Below are 16,068 nucleotides of genomic sequence, written 5' to 3'. Positions count from 1 at the left end.
ATTATTTTACCGCTTTAGCACAGAAAATTCAAGTGTTAAGTTATTGTTTTCTGACTTTTTAGATGCATATTTCAATATATTAAAAAAATGTCAGAGAACGCTCTGTTTCCCCTGACATTTCTGTGTTCTAAAATCACGACTGCTCTATGACTATCAGTTTTCCATTTTCTTTTACAACATCAAACTTTAGTTTATGTTCTTTGGCCCATTCCGGATTTTGCTCCGCTTTCCTTTTCCACTCATAATAAGCTTTCAAAAAGCCGTCATGGATCACCTTTTCCGCATCCATCCTTGCTTTTACCGCTTCTTGATATTCTGTATAACTCCCAAGATAAAACCTTTGCCTTTTAAACCCGATATTTACCCGGTATTTTCCTTCTTTCGTTTTGAACACACCCCGAAAACCACTGGAATTATCTTTACGGTATTTTCGCTTCTCCAATATTTCCACACAGGTTCCGTCAACCCGGTGAAGCCTGCCGCTAATCCGCTTCTGGTTTTCTCTCTTCAGACATCCGCAGCTCATAACATTTCCCTGCACAAGACAATCCTCGGTAACCTCCGTTTCATTCCCACAGCTGCAGACACACCGCCAGTATATCGAGCCTTTTCGGTCTCTTCTTGCTATTGGCTCTACTGCTGTCAACCTTCCAAATAACTTTCCCGACAAGTCTACCCTATTGCCCTCTCCATCATGCGTACGGCATCCACAGCTCTTTACTTTCCCTGCTTTCAGATCTCTGGCTGTCACAGTCTTTTTCTTTCCACAGTCACATCTGCACATCCAACAGGTTCTTCCATTTCTATTCTCTACTCTATATAAAACAGTCAGCGAGCCAAACCTGCGGCCGCTTAAATCTTCTGCAGTCCGTCCTCTTCTTGCAGTCGCTTTAGGAATACATCCGCAGTTTGTTACAGTTCCGTTTTTTAACCGCTTCGTGTTAACCAGAATCTCCTCCCCGCAATCGCATCTGCACCGCCATACCCTGTAGTGTTCCTGTGTTTCTCCCGTTTTTTCCACCACAGTCAGTTTTCCAAATTTTCTGCCTGTCAGATCGCATTTCCCACCCAAGTGTCCTACCTCTTTTCTTTGACCCATTTCCGCGCCAGATTAAAAGCGCTGACTTACAGCCGGATACTCCATCTGTATATCAGCGCTTCTATTAGTTCATTTTTCCAGAATCCGAACTTCTCTTTTTATATACTGTTACGAGCACTATCACTGCCAGAGCTCCTGCTGCCAGGAAAAACGGAAGTGCCTGAACCGGATCCCCCGTCTTTACCGTGGATGCCTTTTCCTGATCACCGCTGCCGCCTGTCCCGGTTTTATACTCATAGCCGTTTTCAAATACAGCGCTGGAAACTTTTTCACCGGCGCTGTTCTGAAGGATCAGCTCCGCCGCAAGTCCCGTCTGCGTATTTCTCACAAAAAACGTAGCTTTGTATACTTCTTCATCAAAGAAATATCCTTCCTGCTCTGCCTCTTCTGCCATCCGTAGCTGATATGCGTATACCCCGGCATGATCAAACGTGATCGCTTTTGTCTCTGTTTCTATATTTCCAACCATCTGAAAGCTCCACATCCCCTGCGCGCTTCCTTCCGGCATCGGATTCTCTTTCTCCAGAGGGGTAAGCTGATAGGTAAATTCACTGTTTACGGAATCATCTCCCCCACTGACCGAAAACTTCTGCGCCACAGGTATCGAAGCTTTCACCTGCTCTCCTGCCGCCTGTGCCGGAACTGCCGCAGCAAGCAGCACTGCAAACGAAAGCAAAATCCCTGCCGCTTTCCATTTCACTCGTTGTTTCATATCCCGCTTGTTCCCTCCCTTCACTTTTCTCTTCTCTTTCGGATTAAGATTACCAGAGTTATGACCATGACGATCAGCGCCGCTGTCAAAAGCGCCAGGATCATCCGGCTATTCTGCTCCGGCCTGGAAATTCCTTGCCCACGATCGTCATCCGTTTCCTGAAATGGATCCTCCGGCACTTCATCCGTCAAAATTCCTGCCAGGATGTGGCGTCCGTTCGTAATATCCGATGTACAGGTACTAAGAAGTACAATCCTGTCACTATCCGTCACAGCTACATTCCGCCAGTACATTGCATTTTGGCGTAGCAGTTCCAGATAAGCCTCCTCAGTCCCCTCTGCTGCTCCCGGATCATAAATATCCGAATTATAGGCGTCCACTTCCAGAAATGCGAAAAAATCAAGTCCGTAATATTTCCCGCCATAGAAAATCTGTCCGTATCTGTGCCGGTCGAAATAATCTTTCTCCTTAAAATAACCAAGCTCACCGAACATGACTTCATCCTTCATGTGGTGGCCATAGATGATACTGTTAAAATCCGACATGTCCCGGCTGTTCCGATAATCCAGAAACAACGAACCCGACAGCGAATAACTGCCATCCGCGGCAGTGTTGAGATACTTATCATTATCCTCTCCCTGTACCAGCGGATAATCAATGTTGGTTCCGTAAACATTAAGCCATCCAAAAACCTCCGGGTTCAGTCTCTGAAAATCTTCAAAGGAGCGGGTGTCTTCCTCTGTCGGCCGGTATTTTGTATAAAACTCACTCTGCGCCTCCCTTTCCACCTGCCGGGTATCCCATAAGGCATAACACCCAAACGCAAGAAAGAGCAGGAATACCAGGAGCATCACCGTATCCAGAGCGCTGTTTACCAGCCTGACAATTCTTCGGCCCGTCCGTCCCCCGGACGGGCCTTTCCTTTCAGAATACATCTGTCATGATCACTTCGATTAACGGTTAAATCTTCTTCTGCTCACTGCATAAAGCGCGATTCCCGCTGCCGCTGCGACAATGAGAAGAATGAATGGAAGGTTATTGATAATGATACCAGTCGGGGTTACACTTGCATCATCGTATGTATTGGTTACGGCAGTGCTGTTGTTCGCCCCTGCTTTTACCAACTTATCAGAGACAGTGAGGTTTGCTCCCTCCTGCGCATCATTTACATTTGTTACATCTTCTCCCTCTGTTACAACTGCTGATCCAGTGTATTTCGCTGTTCCGGTCTCAACAACCGTATACTTCGTTCCGACCGGAAGGCTGTCGAAGGTAAGAGATTCCCCATGCTTCAGCGTTACTTCTTTTGCTGTCCCCGGTTCAAATGTATAGCTTTCATCACCTACGTATCCTGTATAGCTTTCATCGCTGGCTGTTGCGGCCCTTGTAAGGGTAACGCTAAACGTAAAGTCTTTTGTATGATCACCATATTCTCCTGCTACCGTTTTGCTGATAGTCAATGCTTTTGCATCAGGATCATCCGGATTTCCTCCCTGTTCTGTATAAACATTCACAAATCTGAAACCATTTCCGATTCCCGGAGTCTCTGGCTGCTCCGGATCAACTTTACCAGTGCCTGTCTCGCCTTCGTCATTTTTATCCTGGTTTACGGTTACACTGTAAACATAAGTGCCATCTACGCCATTTTTTACATAAACCTTCATTGTGTATTCAGCCTGAGAATCATCCATCCCTTCTACTCCGGTAGCTGTCTCGACAACGGAATACTCATAAACGCCTGCCGCCGGGAAAGTTTTGCCCGCAAAAATATTTCCAGTTTCCTTCACTACTGTTGTAAGCCCATCACTCGTAGACCCTGGCTCTGTTCCATCATAAGAAATCGTCGTATCCAGATTTGGAGTTCCTGTCGGAAGCGCAGTGCTTCCTTCAAAGGTATCTGCTGTAAAGTCAAAGGTAAAATCTACATCCGGTGTTTCTACTCCTTCTGCGAACTGCAGCTCCTTTGTAACCGATGCCTTAGCAGGATTTGCTTCTGTTCCTTCCTGTGGCTGCGGTTCTTGTGCCATCGCTGTCGCGCCCATTCCCATAACCATTGTGCCGGCTAATAATACACCCAGCATTTTTCTTCTAAGTTTCATGTTCTTCCTCCTTAATTTCTTTAATGAATCTATATAAATTCTGGGCTTTCCCGGAATTTATATCCCCCTTCGCCGCAGGACCGCCATTACTTTGCCTCTCGTATCCTCTGCTTTAACCGGTCCATAAATACGGCTGTCTGTAGCGTGTTCTCTTGCATCTCCCAGCAGAAAGATTTCTCCTTCTTCCAGTGTCACCGGGAACTCAATGCCTTCCTCATACCGGAATGTCTCTTCATATATCTCCGTCTCCTGCTGGAGCGCCCCGTTTACCATAAGTCCTTCCTCTGTAATATCCACCGTATCTCCGGCAGCTGCCGCCACGCGCCTGGGGGAAAGTTCCCCTTCATATTCCACGACAGCTACGTCTGATACTACATAGTTCTTATCCAGGCGGTAATAAATCACCAGGTCGCCATCCTTGACCGCCGGTGTCATACCGCCTTCTCCGCATCGGAAAATCCCATAAATAAACGTAAATAGCGTGAAGATAATCAGGCAAATGATCCCCATTTTCGCCAGCAGGAACAACACATCCTGAAGAAGAGACGGCTGTTTCTCAGGCATTTTTTCTCCTTCTCAGGAAGAAGACAACCGCCGCGCCGACGGCTGCCAGTCCAATTCCGGCTCCAGCCGCTGTTCCTCCCAGGGTAATTCCGCTGTCCGGCGTTACCGTCCGGGAATTGATCACTGTTACTGTGGTATGTCCTTCCAATGCCACATCAGACGGCGCTTTGTCAGACGGTTCTCCATCTCCTGTCTGATAGGTAGTGGTATAGCCATTCGGCAGAGATTCGATTTCTTCTACAGAATATTGATATCCCGAAGGAATATCGGTAAGTTCTGCCTTCTCTCCATCCTTTAGCTTTATTGTCGCAGTACCATTTTCAAATGTCACATTGCCATATTTCCCACTTACCGGATTTCCTTCTGTATCATTTAAGGAAATCTGGATTTCATAGGCACGGGTCAGATCTCCATCTTCCTGCACATCCTTGCCTACGGTGAGCGTGTAGGTGGAAAGATCATAGAAGAGTTCAAGAACATTAGATATTCCTGCTTCATAACTCGGATCCAGTTCGTCAATTAACTTCACAGACCGCACAGATATATCTTCATTTACTGCATAATCTCCTTCTGGAGGATTCTCATTTAAAATGACAGCAGTGTCGCCTACGACACCCGCATCCACTGTTGTGCGATATTTGCTGTAACTTTTCTGGTCTTTAACGATATCTCCCTGTGGATCTTCTTTATAATAGTTAATCGTAATTCCCGCCGTCGCAGGATCGGCTTTCACATCATTCCACTGTGCGACAAACGTGAACGTGTGCCCTTCGTCAGCATAAACGTCTCCCTCTGCATATTGAATACTTTCGGAATCAATAACAAATTGCTGATTCGAAGTATAAATCGTATCATTTACCGGCGTTCCATTCTGACACAATTTCCAACCGGCAAATACATAGCCCTCTTTTACCGGTTCCGCAATCGGCATATTGGAAAATGTATCCCCGTTTTGCAGCGTGTAGGTAAGCAGATCGCCATTTTCATCTTTTTCTGTAACTTTCCCATCACTGACCTGATACTTTGATGTATCCAGTCCGGTTCCGTCATAAGTTCCTCCGCCCAGGTCAAAGACCATGTTATAAAGATAGGGATGCGCCGCCAGCTCCAGCCTCTGGTTATAAGATTCATTCTGCTTCAGGACGAAGGTATACTGGTATCCAGCCTGCTGGATTGCTTCCAATAACCCGTCATAATGTCTGTGGTCACTTGTAAAGAGTATTTCTTCTAATTCATCCACAGTGACCCATGGCCTTCTGCTGGTATCCCCCATCCGTGTTTCAAACAAATCATCTACATTGTCCTGCTCGATCCAGTCATAAGAAACCTTTAAATCAACAGTATATGGGTTGTAACCCGGCAGAACAGAATAAAGATAGATATTATATGCTGTTGCTAAACTTCCCCATATATTTCTCCCCTCATTAAAAAAGGCATTATAAGAAGTATTTCCATCATTTTCTTGAAGGGTGTAGTAATAATGATTTCCCTCAAGCGCAACTCCTCTTATCTCTTCATCTACCGCCCCAACACTGGCAATTCCTTCTTTGGGAATCATCAACATTTCTCTGTCATCCCTTTGCTTGAAATACCCTTCAAAGGAAAGATCTGACATCACTTTTTCTGCTTTGACCTCATAAATAGTTCGATATTTATCATTCGTTGGCAAAAACGAATCATCACCTTTCCAGCCAATTTGATGATCCACATAAAGAAGTTTAACCGTTATTTTTGTTCCGTTTGACAATGTTGTAGCAACCGGCTCCACCGCCTCAACATCTGTATCGTCATTGGGGGCTATCTCCGGGAATCCTACATCTTCTCCGTTTACCGTCAGCTGGGTCAGGTGGAAATCACTTCCTCCGGTATTAGATTCGGAATACATCCAAAAAGTAGAAGTACCTCCTGCCTCAACATCCGGTATAACTTCCGCATCATCATTCAGACATAAATCTCCATGATGGATTCCTGTATTTTCTGCATTATTAGGGTCTTCATTTTCAAAAATCCTATATGTCCCGTCTTCGCCAAACCGGATATTTACGGTAATATCATCTTTAATCTCAGACGATGGTATATTCAATGTCATGCTGTCCAAGTCTGTAATCGTACCATTTCCGCCAGTTCCATCATCACACTCCCATGTGATCTCCTCAATGTGATATAACGGAGCTGCATTGATTACTACATTCAGATCATTTCCCTTTACAAGCACCTCTGGCCCCGAATAATTTCCTCCATTCTCTGGAGTACAAATATAATTCACCTCATACTGACTCGCACACAGCAGGACAATAGAAGCCCCTTCATTTAAAAGGATACCCACATCCTCCTGTTCTCCCAGAGAGTAATAGATTTCATCATTATATTTCCCGACTCTTACAATTTCGCTCTCGCTTCCATCCTGCAGCCGCACAACTGCTTTTTGGAACACCGTATTTTCCGAAAGATTCAGGCTGTCCAGATTATCTTCTATCAATCCGGCCGGATATATGATATTTTCTTCATTCCCGTCAATACTAAGCGTCACCTCCACATCCTCCAGGCTGTTCCGCACTGCCTGGAAAGATATCCGCGCCGCCGGTTCGGAAATCTCTGCCGGATTTAACGCTGTGTTTTGCTCTCCTGCACTCGCCACTGACGCTGCTTCTTCTGATTCAACCGGCTTTGATTCATTTCCCTGGTCTTGTCCCTCTTCTCCACTTTCTGTCGTTACCGTAGTTTCTTCTTGCGCGGAGACAAAATAGGGTTGAATCAAGGATACCGTCAGAAGAAACGTAAGCAGCCCGGCCGCCGCTCTTTTAAGAAACGACCTTTTTTTCTTCTGCCTCATTTCCTTTCATCCCCTCCTTTTCTTATTTGTATGGATGTTCCTCCATACCGTTCAGGATTACAACATAATATACATTATGTTATGATCCTCCTAAGGACCGATGATAAAATAGCTTTCTTTTTCTATTAGGGAGAGATCGAAGACTAGATAGAATCGACTTTTTGATCAGAATGATCTGTGAGGGTCTTTTTCCCATGCGATAAAGTCGAAAAAAGACGCAAAAAACCAAGCAACAACCGATAATTGCCCGTTTAAGTCATTGATTTTTATGTATTTTTGTGTTACTATTCTTTTGATTAAATGGTTGTCAGAATGACCGATACCATTTAATGTATATTATGTTGTAATTATTTTCACACGTTCTGTGTGATTTTTTTATTCTTCCACTAATTTCAGATGATCCAGTTGTTTCTGATAATATTCCACTCCGCTTCTCGCATACAATCTTGTAACCGCTATATTACTGTGCCCCAGCAAATCTGCCAGACCGACAATGTCCCTTGTCGCATTATAAAATACCCGTGCGAAAAGGTGCCGGAAATTATGGGGAAATACTTTGTCCGTATCCACTCCGGCAGCTTCCGCCAACCGTTTTAGTTGCTTCCATATATTACTGCGATCCACTGGCTGGCCTGTCCTGGTCCGGAATACCGTTCCGCTTACAATCCCGTTTCTTTCTATAAAATATCTGAGCTTATGCTGTAGTTTTTCAGGAATTAATATCATCCTTTGCTTTCCCTTATTCTTCACGAAAACTCTCCCCTTTTTTACTGCCTCTGCCGTAAAATATTTTAATTCTCCAATTCGGATTCCTGTTCCCGCAATAGTCTCAATCATAAGTCCTATCTTCTGCTTTCCCAATTGTTCTGCTGTCATTCTTAATTGCCGATATTCTTTCTGAGTTAATTCTTTTTCTTCTTCCCGAAAACACTGCGTCTGTACTTTAAATCTCCGAAGTTTCCACCGTTCCACCCCAAAACAAATCAAAAACTGGTTTAAGGCTGCAATCATAGAGTTTGCGCTGCTCAATGCGTAGTTTTCAGACAACCACTGCTTATAGCCGATCAGCTTTTCCTTATTTACTTCCCTGTCCTCCCTCATAAATTGCATAAATACTCTTATGTCCGAAATATACTTCCTCACAGTCGCTTCCGTATTTTCCCGTTCCTCCAGATACTTGCGAAATCCATCCAGCATTTCCCAACTCATGATAAATTTTTCTTTTTCATCCATAATTTCTTCTACCTTTCCTTTTCTTGCAAATTCTGCAAATTTATTATAATAATCATGACATAGACTGCCCAGACTATGGGGAATAAATACAAGTCCCTTCCGCAGCGCACACCTCGATTTCGCTTCTCTTCATCTCGGTCGTGGCTTTCGCCGCATAAGTTCTGACGCAATCGAGCAACGCACCTCGATTCCGCTTCGCTCCATCTCGGTCGTGGCTTTCGCCTCCTCTCTTTCCACGGCTTTCGCAGCGCCCATCTCGATTCCGCTTCGCTTCATCTCGATCGCGGCTTTCGCCGCATAAGAAAAGGGACGTGCCGCCAGATGAATACAAGTATTCTCTGACGGCACGTCCCTTTTCTTGCGCTGCTCAATGCTTCGCGCAAAAAAACCGCCGACCCCAAGGCTTCTAAATCCTTAAAATCAGCGATTTCTAAGTGCGCGATCAGGGGTTCGAACCCTGGACACCCTGATTAAGAGTCAGGTGCTCTGCCAGCTGAGCTAATCGCGCATATTTTATTTTCGCATTGACTTTTCCGTTCAACGCAAGAGTCATTATATAACAGATTTTTCTATAATGCAAGTATTTTTTTTCGATTCATTCATATTTTTTCTTTTTCACTCATATACTGTACCAGGGGAGTGATAAAAATGATGATGCCTTTTCAAAAAAATATCCGAAAATATGTGGACAGGCAGGATCTGCCTTTTTTTCTGCTGGTCGTTTTTCTTGGATGTATCAATCATTTTGTCTACGACTGGTCACATGGTCTGGCCCTGGCAGCTCTATTCTGTCCGGTCAGCGAGTCTACCTGGGAACATCTAAAGCTGCTGTTTTTCCCGTTCCTTCTTTCTTCTCTTCTTTATTATTACAAATACAAGCCCAGGACAGCACGCTTCCTATATTCAAGATTCCTCGGCGCAGTCTGCGGAATCTGTTCTATTATCGTGTTATTTTACACTTATACCGGAATCACAGGACAAAGTTTTCTTATCATTGACATTCTGATTTTCTGTCTTAGCACAGGTTTATCATTCTTAATGTCTTCCTTTTTTTACCAGACTCTTTCTTCTATTCCTTCCAGTACCGTATCTGCTGCGCTCTGGATCATCCTGTCCTTTGCATTTTTCTTTTTCACATGCTATCCCTTGAATCTCCCATTGTTTTTCCCACCAGATATAGTATAATCAAATTAAAGATTTCATTGATCAATTTACGGAAGGAGTAAACATTATGAAAAATGAAATTGTCAGCTGCAAAATTGAACATCATGCCGTTCTTTTTGCATTACTGGCAAAACGCGCAATCGAAGAATGCGGTGATCAGGGCCGCGAAGCAATCCTTGCCGGCATGACCGCATATGGAAATGAGCGTGGTATGCGCATGGCGGAAAACGCACTCGCCCATGGAGACGAACTGACCACCATGACCAATCAGGCTTATGGCGAATGGCAGCCGGATTATGAAGGACAGATGGAATTCGGACAGCTCAGGACAGAGCCGTCTCTGCAGACCTACATATCCAAATGCGCCTGGTGTGAAGCCTGGAAAAAATACGATCTGCTGGAGTACGGCAAACTATATTGCGTAAATGTTGACAACGCCGTCTACCAGGGCTTCCGCTCAGACTTCGTCTGTACGCACCTGTCCACCCCCATGAGCTGGGGCGGTGAACAATGCAAATTCGACTGGGGACATCCTCTCTCCCCACAAGAGGTCGAAGAACTGGCAGCAAAGAAAAAAGAGCTGGGGACATCCTGTATGAAAGACTTCAGCTTCCATACAGCTCACCTGAAATACACAATCAGCCGTTTCCTTATCAATTATCTGGGCGAAGACGGACAGGACATCGTCGAACTGGCGCTTCAGGATTATGTCGACCTCTTCGGCCAGGAATACCTGGACGTATTAGAGGGGCTGTATCCTTAATCCATTGGGGACGGGGGATTTTCAGAAATCCCCCGTCCCCAATGGATTTAATTTTAAGTTATCCACATAACTATCCACACAATTATCCACATACTTATCCACAAAGAGGAGGTCTTTACTATGTCAGTCACAAAGAAAATCGGTATTATCGGTTGCGGGAACATGGGCGGAGCTATTTTGTATGGCGCACTGGAAAGCGGTGTCCTTTCAAAGGAAAACGTCTATGTATACGATATCAACCCGGCCATGATGGAGAAGGCCGACAGCTGGGGCGTACATCTTGCCAAAGACGATGAAGATGTCTGCGAAAACAGCGATCTGATCCTTCTCGCCGTAAAACCACAAAATGCAGCAGAAGCGCTGTCTCAATGCAAAAAGGCACTGGAGGGCAAAGCTTTGATGTCCATTGTCGCCGGTATCAGCGTTGCACGCCTCCAGAATATGGTCGATGGCACGCCCCGAATCCTGAGGATCATGCCAAACACTCCGGCCATGGTATTCGAGGGAGCTTTTGCACTCTGTTCTGATAATGATTTTACCGAAGACGAAATGAATACAGCCAAAACGATTTACTCTTCCATTGGTATTGTGGAACTTGTTCCGGAGAATCTCATCGATGCCGTGTGCGGACTTAGCGGCGGGGGCCCCGCGTATGTGGCCATGTTCATCGAAGCCATGGCTGACGGCGGCGTAAAGCAGGGACTGCCCAGGAAAACCGCTTACCGTCTGGCCGCCCAGACCTGCCTTGGCACCGCCAAGATGATCCTGGAAAAAGGTATCCACCCCGGCGAGTTGAAAGATATGGTCACCTCTCCCGGCGGAACGACCATCGAGGGCTGTGAAACTCTGGAAAAAGGCGGCATGCGTGCCGCTGTCATCGAATGTATCAACGCCGGTACAGAAAAATCCAAAAAACTGTAAAGGAAGATCATCTGGAAAATATTTAATATTTTTCAGATATCTGTCCACATACTTATCCACAAAGTTTTCCACATTTTGTGGATAAATTTAAATGGGGACGGGGGATTTCTGAAAATCCCCCGTCCCCATTTAAAACATCCGCTTAATCACTTTCAGCCGGGTAAACTCTTCTCTTTCTTTTTCCTCCAGCGCATTGTTTATGGTATACACCAGATTGCTATACATAGGTATAGTTATATTCTTCAGCGCATTCGCACGCTTCTGCGTCTTTTTAATATTTGTCGCAAGCCGGTATGCCGAGTTTTCCACCTCTGAAAGCTTAATGGTCAGTTCCTTTACCTCTCGAAATGCTTCTCTCGCAATATCAATAGACTCTCTCGTCGTTCCGAAGGAATATGTCAGATCATTCTGCTTGTCATCATATTTAATATGCGGGATCTCGGTCCCCATGATACTTCTCGTCTGTATGCGAATAGAATCTTCAATCGGCACTGTATAGGCCAGCTCCTGTACCCAGCTGATCCCATGCTCAATATTTGCCCGCTGCAGACAAGCGTACGCCTTTGTAAAAGTCTCGTCAATCTTTTCCTGGATATCCTTGGCCTCGTCAATCAGCCCCATCAGTTCCTTGAGCAGGATATTCCTTTTTTTATCCATCAGATCGTATCCCTGATGTGCCAATGCCAGAGAATTCTTTGCAAGCATTAAATTTCCCTTGGTTGGGAACTCCCGTGGATCCATACATACGCCTCCTTTCCACTCCCAGACATGCCCTCGGCCCCTCGCTCTCCCACGTGAAGCAGACTTGCCACGTGGACTTCGCGGCTCCGCCGCTCAGTCACGTCGCTCCCAGACATCCAGCAGGCCGTAATGGAATACAAGTATTCCTTACGTCCCGCTGGATGTCTAGTCTGCTTCACGTGGATAGTATTTTTCGATCAGCTTGGTGTCGATACGATCCAGCTCCTCCTTCGGCAGCATCCCCAGAAGCTCCCAGCCAAGATCCAACGTCTCCTGGATGCTCCGGTTCTCATTCGGTCCCTGTCCAATGTAGCGATGTTCAAACTCCTCGCCGAATTTCAGATACTGCTTATCAATAGGCGACAGTTCATCTTCTCCGATGACCGACGCCAGATTCCTGGCCTCCCCCACCTTCGCATAAGCAGAGAACAACTGATTCGCCAGATCCTGATGATCCTCCCTGGTATACCCTTCACCGATACCGTCCTTCATCAGACGGGACAGCGACGGCAGGATACTGATAGGCGGATACACCGCCTGGCCATGCAGATTCCGGTCCAGCACGATCTGCCCTTCCGTAATGTAGCCGGTCAGATCCGGGATTGGATGGGTAATATCGTCATTGGGCATGGTCAGGATAGGCAGCTGGGTCACGGACCCGTTGGCGCTCTCCACGATCCCTGCCCTCTCGTAAATTGTGGCAAGCTCACTGTATAAATAGCCAGGGTATCCCTTTCTGGAAGGAATCTCTCCCTTAGAAGATGATACCTCACGCATCGCCTCTGCAAACGAAGTCATGTCCGTCAAAATGACCAGGATATGCATATTACATTCAAAAGCCAGGTATTCCGCTGCCGTCAGCGCCACCTTCGGTGTGATCAGACGCTCCACCACCGGATCATTGGCCAGATTCAGGAACATACATACATGATCCGACACACCGCTCTCCTCAAAGGTCTTACGGAAGAACTCCGCCACGTCATGTTTAACACCCATGGCACCAAACACCACAGCAAACTCCCCCTCGGCCCCCTCGCCCAGAGACGCCTGCTTTACGATCTGCGCCGCCAGCTGGTCATGAGGCAGTCCATTTCCCGAAAAAATGGGAAGCTTCTGCCCCCTGATCAGCGTCGTCAGCCCGTCAATGGCAGAGATCCCCGTACGGATATAGTTCCTGGGATACTCTCTCTTCACCGGGTTCAGCGGCAGACCGTTTACATCTCTCCGGTCCGTGGAAACAATCGGTCCCAGCCCGTCAACCGGTTCACCGATCCCGTTAAAGGTACGTCCCAGCATATCCGGAGATACCGCCACCTCCATCGGACGTCCTGTCAGCTTGGTATGGGTATTTTGAAGCGACATATTCTCCGTCCCTTCAAACACCTGGATCACCGCCTTGTCCTCATTCAGCTCAATGATCCTTCCCATCTTCTGCTGCTTTCCTTCTATTGTAAATTCCACGATCTCATCATAGAATGCGTCCTGCAGGCCTTCCAGCACCACCAGAGGACCATTTATGCTGCTCAGCCCCAGATATTCTATCGCCATCCTCTAAGAGACCTCCTTTCCTATCCATTCTTCTCGATCACACGGTTGTAAAACTCATCAATATCCCGTTTGTACAGATCCAGAAGCTGCAGATTGTCATTGGGCACATCGTACTTAATGGCAATCACTTTTTCAAAAATCCCTTCTGCCTTCAAAACCGACATCGGCATCCCCATAGCCACCAGTTCCCGGCTCTTTTTATAGAGATACAGGATTACATCCATCATCTTAAACTGCTTCTCCATGGATACGCAGGTATCATCTTTATGAAATGCATTCTGCTGCAGGAACCCTAAACGGATCACCTTGGCGATCTCCAGCACCAGCTTCTGGTCATCCGGCAGTACATCGCCCCCGATCAGCTTGACGATCTCCATCAGGCTGCTCTCCTGATTGAGAAGCGCCATCAGCCGGTTCCGGTAGTCTACAAACTTCGGCGACACGTAATCCGTATACCATCCGCTTAAGTCCGTCAGATATTCGCTGTAGCTGGAGAGCCAGTGGATCGCCGGAAAGTGCCTGGAATAGGCCAGCGACTTGTCAAGTCCCCAGAAACAGCGCACGAAACGCTTTGTATTCATAGTCACGGGCTCAGAAAAATCACCGCCCTGAGGGGATACCGCCCCGATAATAGATACGGATCCTGTTGTCCCGTTCAGATTCTGCATCATGCCCGCCCGCTCATAAAAAGCAGACAGCCTGGAAGCCAGATAAGCCGGGAACCCTTCCTCTGCCGGCATCTCTTCCAGACGTCCGGAAAGCTCTCTTAAAGCCTCCGCCCAGCGGGACGTGGAATCAGCCATAATGGCCACGTCGTACCCCATATCCCGGTAGTACTCCGCCAGTGTAAGTCCCGTATAGATAGAAGCCTCTCTGGCAGCTACCGGCATGTTTGAAGTATTGGCGATCAGAGTCGTGCGGTCCATCAGAGGATTTCCGCTCCTTGGATCCACCAGTTCCCCGAATTCTTCCAGCACCTGGGTCATCTCATTGCCCCGCTCTCCGCATCCGATATAAATAATGATATCTGCATCCGACCACTTGGCGATCTGATGCTGCGTCATCGTTTTTCCGGTTCCAAAGCCTCCCGGTATCGCCGCCGTTCCGCCCTTCGCGATAGGAAACATGGTATCCAGGATCCTCTGCCCCGTGATCAGCGGTACACTGGCCGGATATCTCTGGTGCGTAGGTCTTGCCACACGGATCGGCCAGCGCTGCATCATAGACAGCTCTTTTCTGGTGCCGTCCCGAAGCTCGACCGTCACCAGCGTATCATGGATCCGGTACTCCCCGTCCGGCTTCACCTCCACAACCGTGCCCTCCACGTCAGGAGGAACCATACACTTATGGACGATCGCCCGGGTCTCCGGCACCTCGGCAATGATCGTGCCTCCATGCACCAGCTCGCCTGGGCTGACCATCATATGCGTATCCCAGAGCCGGTCCATATCAAGCGCATCCACACTGACTCCCCGGGTAATAAATGCTCCGCCGCTGTCAGCGATCCTCTCCAGAGGCCGTTCGATCCCGTCAAAAATATTATTTAAAATACCAGGCGCCAGCGTTACCGACACTGCCGCTCCCGAACCTTCCACCAGTTCGCCGGGCTTCAGGCCACTGGTTTCCTCGTACACCTGTACCGTGGTCATTTCCTTATCCAGCGAGATTACTTCACCCACCAGCTTTTCATTTCCTACATAAACCATTTCAGACATCTGAAAGTCCGTCTTCCCCTTCAGGTAGATGACAGGGCCATTGATGCCGTATATTTTCCCGATTCTGACACTATGCACCCTTCTCACCTCCCCGGAACAGGAATTTCTGGTACTCGCTCTCAAGCGCTCCCTTAAATGCATGATCGATCAGAATATTCCTGCCTCTGAGCACCGCGCGGATGCCTCCCTTAAAATCCTCCTTGCTGACGGTCAGCTCCATTCCTGTATGCTCTTCCAGATAAGCCTTTTTATCCGCATCAGTCGGATTGATATAGATCGTCATCTCTCCGCCGTCCGCAAACGCCGCAGCCTTCTCAATATATTCCACCAACAGCCTTCGGTAGGCCTCCGTCTCCATATATTCTTTCAAAAGGGTCTCAACTTCCTCAAACAACTTTTTCTTGAGTTCCATTTGTGTCCTGCCAATTTCTCTCTTTAATTCCAGCTGCGCTTTGGACGAAGCCATATTGAGCTGCTGCCTGGCATTTACCTTTTCTGCCTTGATCCGGGTCTCTGCCTGGCGCTTCGCCTCCTGACAATGCTGTTCAAACACTCCGTTCAACGCTTCCTCATGCTGCCGTATGATCGCATTGCCCTCTGCTCTTGCTTCCTCCATTGCTGCAGTCTGCAGATGAAACATCTTTTCCTCTGTCGTCAAGCGTGTCACCTTCTTTTC

15 protein-coding genes and 1 tRNA gene are annotated in these 16,068 nt (G+C 47.1%); 3 read left to right on the top strand and 13 right to left on the bottom strand.

The window, feature by feature from the left end:
* Positions 1-133 precede the first annotated feature (133 nt).
* The 9 genes from BKD12_RS16450 to BKD12_RS07025 all read right to left on the bottom strand — a co-directional run bounded on the left by BKD12_RS16450 (position 134) and on the right by BKD12_RS07025 (position 9,048).
* Positions 134-1,099, bottom strand: a complete 966-nt coding sequence (locus BKD12_RS16450; protein ID WP_242872733.1) for a transcriptional regulator — start codon at positions 1,097-1,099, stop codon at positions 134-136.
* Positions 1,100-1,163: 64 nt separating this feature from the next.
* Positions 1,164-1,811 (bottom strand): Spy0128 family protein, encoded by a 648-nt coding sequence (locus BKD12_RS07060; protein WP_141736935.1) that lies wholly within the window; start codon positions 1,809-1,811, stop codon positions 1,164-1,166.
* A 20-nt stretch (positions 1,812-1,831) separates the two neighbouring features.
* Entirely contained in the window at positions 1,832-2,746 is a 915-nt protein-coding gene (gene srtB / locus BKD12_RS07055; RefSeq protein WP_070088610.1) for a class B sortase, read from the bottom strand.
* Between the two features lie 18 nt (positions 2,747-2,764).
* The gene (locus BKD12_RS07050) at positions 2,765-3,910 is read right to left on the bottom strand and encodes a DUF7601 domain-containing protein (RefSeq protein ID WP_070088609.1); all 1,146 of its coding nucleotides are present in this window, start codon (positions 3,908-3,910) and stop codon (positions 2,765-2,767) included.
* 57 nt (positions 3,911-3,967) lie between these two features.
* Positions 3,968-4,474, bottom strand: a complete 507-nt coding sequence (lepB, locus tag BKD12_RS07045) for a signal peptidase I (protein ID WP_070088608.1) — start codon at positions 4,472-4,474, stop codon at positions 3,968-3,970.
* The gene (locus BKD12_RS07040) at positions 4,467-7,307 is read right to left on the bottom strand and encodes a DUF7601 domain-containing protein (protein WP_070088607.1); all 2,841 of its coding nucleotides are present in this window, start codon (positions 7,305-7,307) and stop codon (positions 4,467-4,469) included. The genes lepB and BKD12_RS07040 overlap by 8 nt, the downstream gene beginning before the upstream one ends.
* A 375-nt stretch (positions 7,308-7,682) precedes the next feature.
* Entirely contained in the window at positions 7,683-8,540 is an 858-nt protein-coding gene (locus tag BKD12_RS07035) for a tyrosine-type recombinase/integrase (RefSeq protein ID WP_070088606.1), read from the bottom strand.
* Positions 8,541-8,669: 129 nt separating this feature from the next.
* Positions 8,670-8,888, bottom strand: coding sequence for a hypothetical protein (locus BKD12_RS07030; RefSeq protein ID WP_070088605.1), 219 nt, complete (start codon positions 8,886-8,888; stop codon positions 8,670-8,672).
* 87 nt (positions 8,889-8,975) lie between these two features.
* Positions 8,976-9,048, bottom strand: a tRNA-Lys gene (locus tag BKD12_RS07025).
* A 140-nt stretch (positions 9,049-9,188) separates the two neighbouring features.
* On the opposite strand from BKD12_RS07025, the gene BKD12_RS17555 reads away from it, so the two are divergent.
* The 3 genes from BKD12_RS17555 to proC all read left to right on the top strand — a co-directional run bounded on the left by BKD12_RS17555 (position 9,189) and on the right by proC (position 11,388).
* Positions 9,189-9,725: a DUF6512 family protein gene (locus BKD12_RS17555; RefSeq protein WP_334293017.1), complete on the top strand. Its 537-nt coding sequence runs from the start codon at positions 9,189-9,191 to the stop codon at positions 9,723-9,725.
* Between the two features lie 46 nt (positions 9,726-9,771).
* Positions 9,772-10,467, top strand: a complete 696-nt coding sequence (locus tag BKD12_RS07015; RefSeq protein ID WP_070088604.1) for an L-2-amino-thiazoline-4-carboxylic acid hydrolase — start codon at positions 9,772-9,774, stop codon at positions 10,465-10,467.
* A 120-nt stretch (positions 10,468-10,587) separates the two neighbouring features.
* Positions 10,588-11,388, top strand: a complete 801-nt coding sequence (gene proC / locus BKD12_RS07010; RefSeq protein ID WP_070088603.1) for a pyrroline-5-carboxylate reductase — start codon at positions 10,588-10,590, stop codon at positions 11,386-11,388.
* A 129-nt stretch (positions 11,389-11,517) separates the two neighbouring features.
* On the opposite strand, the gene BKD12_RS07005 is transcribed toward proC, so the two are convergent.
* From BKD12_RS07005 to BKD12_RS06990, 4 genes are all read right to left on the bottom strand, one after another.
* Positions 11,518-12,129 (bottom strand): V-type ATP synthase subunit D, encoded by a 612-nt coding sequence (locus BKD12_RS07005; RefSeq protein ID WP_070088602.1) that lies wholly within the window; start codon positions 12,127-12,129, stop codon positions 11,518-11,520.
* Between the two features lie 165 nt (positions 12,130-12,294).
* Positions 12,295-13,677 carry a V-type ATP synthase subunit B gene (locus BKD12_RS07000; protein ID WP_070088601.1) on the bottom strand — a complete coding sequence of 461 codons (1,383 nt, stop codon included), beginning with the start codon at positions 13,675-13,677 and terminating at the stop codon, positions 12,295-12,297.
* Positions 13,678-13,697: 20 nt separating this feature from the next.
* Positions 13,698-15,470: a V-type ATP synthase subunit A gene (locus BKD12_RS06995; protein ID WP_070088600.1), complete on the bottom strand. Its 1,773-nt coding sequence runs from the start codon at positions 15,468-15,470 to the stop codon at positions 13,698-13,700.
* The gene (locus BKD12_RS06990) at positions 15,463-16,050 is read right to left on the bottom strand and encodes a V-type ATP synthase subunit E (protein ID WP_070088599.1); all 588 of its coding nucleotides are present in this window, start codon (positions 16,048-16,050) and stop codon (positions 15,463-15,465) included. The genes BKD12_RS06995 and BKD12_RS06990 overlap by 8 nt, the downstream gene beginning before the upstream one ends.
* Positions 16,051-16,068 lie beyond the last annotated feature (18 nt).

The sequence above is a fragment of the Merdimonas faecis genome (assembly GCF_001754075.1).
GTDB classification, from domain to species: Bacteria; Bacillota; Clostridia; order Lachnospirales; family Lachnospiraceae; genus Merdimonas; species Merdimonas faecis.
The sequence above is the reverse complement of the archived record's forward strand: the minus strand, read 5'-3'. Positions and strand labels throughout refer to the sequence as shown.

Bases quoted from the DNA above. Each gene is read 5' to 3' on its own strand.
- BKD12_RS16450 (WP_242872733.1), bottom strand. From the start codon at position 1,099: ATGGGTCAAAGAAAAGAGGTAGGACACTTGGGTGGGAAATGCGATCTG.
- BKD12_RS07060 (WP_141736935.1), bottom strand. From the start codon at position 1,811: ATGAAACAACGAGTGAAATGGAAAGCGGCAGGGATTTTGCTTTCGTTT.
- srtB (WP_070088610.1), bottom strand. From the start codon at position 2,746: ATGTATTCTGAAAGGAAAGGCCCGTCCGGGGGACGGACGGGCCGAAGA.
- BKD12_RS07050 (WP_070088609.1), bottom strand. From the start codon at position 3,910: ATGAAACTTAGAAGAAAAATGCTGGGTGTATTATTAGCCGGCACAATG.
- lepB (WP_070088608.1), bottom strand. From the start codon at position 4,474: ATGCCTGAGAAACAGCCGTCTCTTCTTCAGGATGTGTTGTTCCTGCTG.
- BKD12_RS07040 (WP_070088607.1), bottom strand. From the start codon at position 7,307: ATGAGGCAGAAGAAAAAAAGGTCGTTTCTTAAAAGAGCGGCGGCCGGG.
- BKD12_RS07035 (WP_070088606.1), bottom strand. From the start codon at position 8,540: ATGGATGAAAAAGAAAAATTTATCATGAGTTGGGAAATGCTGGATGGA.
- BKD12_RS17555 (WP_334293017.1), top strand. From the start codon at position 9,189: ATGATGATGCCTTTTCAAAAAAATATCCGAAAATATGTGGACAGGCAG.
- BKD12_RS07015 (WP_070088604.1), top strand. From the start codon at position 9,772: ATGAAAAATGAAATTGTCAGCTGCAAAATTGAACATCATGCCGTTCTT.
- proC (WP_070088603.1), top strand. From the start codon at position 10,588: ATGTCAGTCACAAAGAAAATCGGTATTATCGGTTGCGGGAACATGGGC.
- BKD12_RS07005 (WP_070088602.1), bottom strand. From the start codon at position 12,129: ATGGATCCACGGGAGTTCCCAACCAAGGGAAATTTAATGCTTGCAAAG.
- BKD12_RS07000 (WP_070088601.1), bottom strand. From the start codon at position 13,677: ATGGCGATAGAATATCTGGGGCTGAGCAGCATAAATGGTCCTCTGGTG.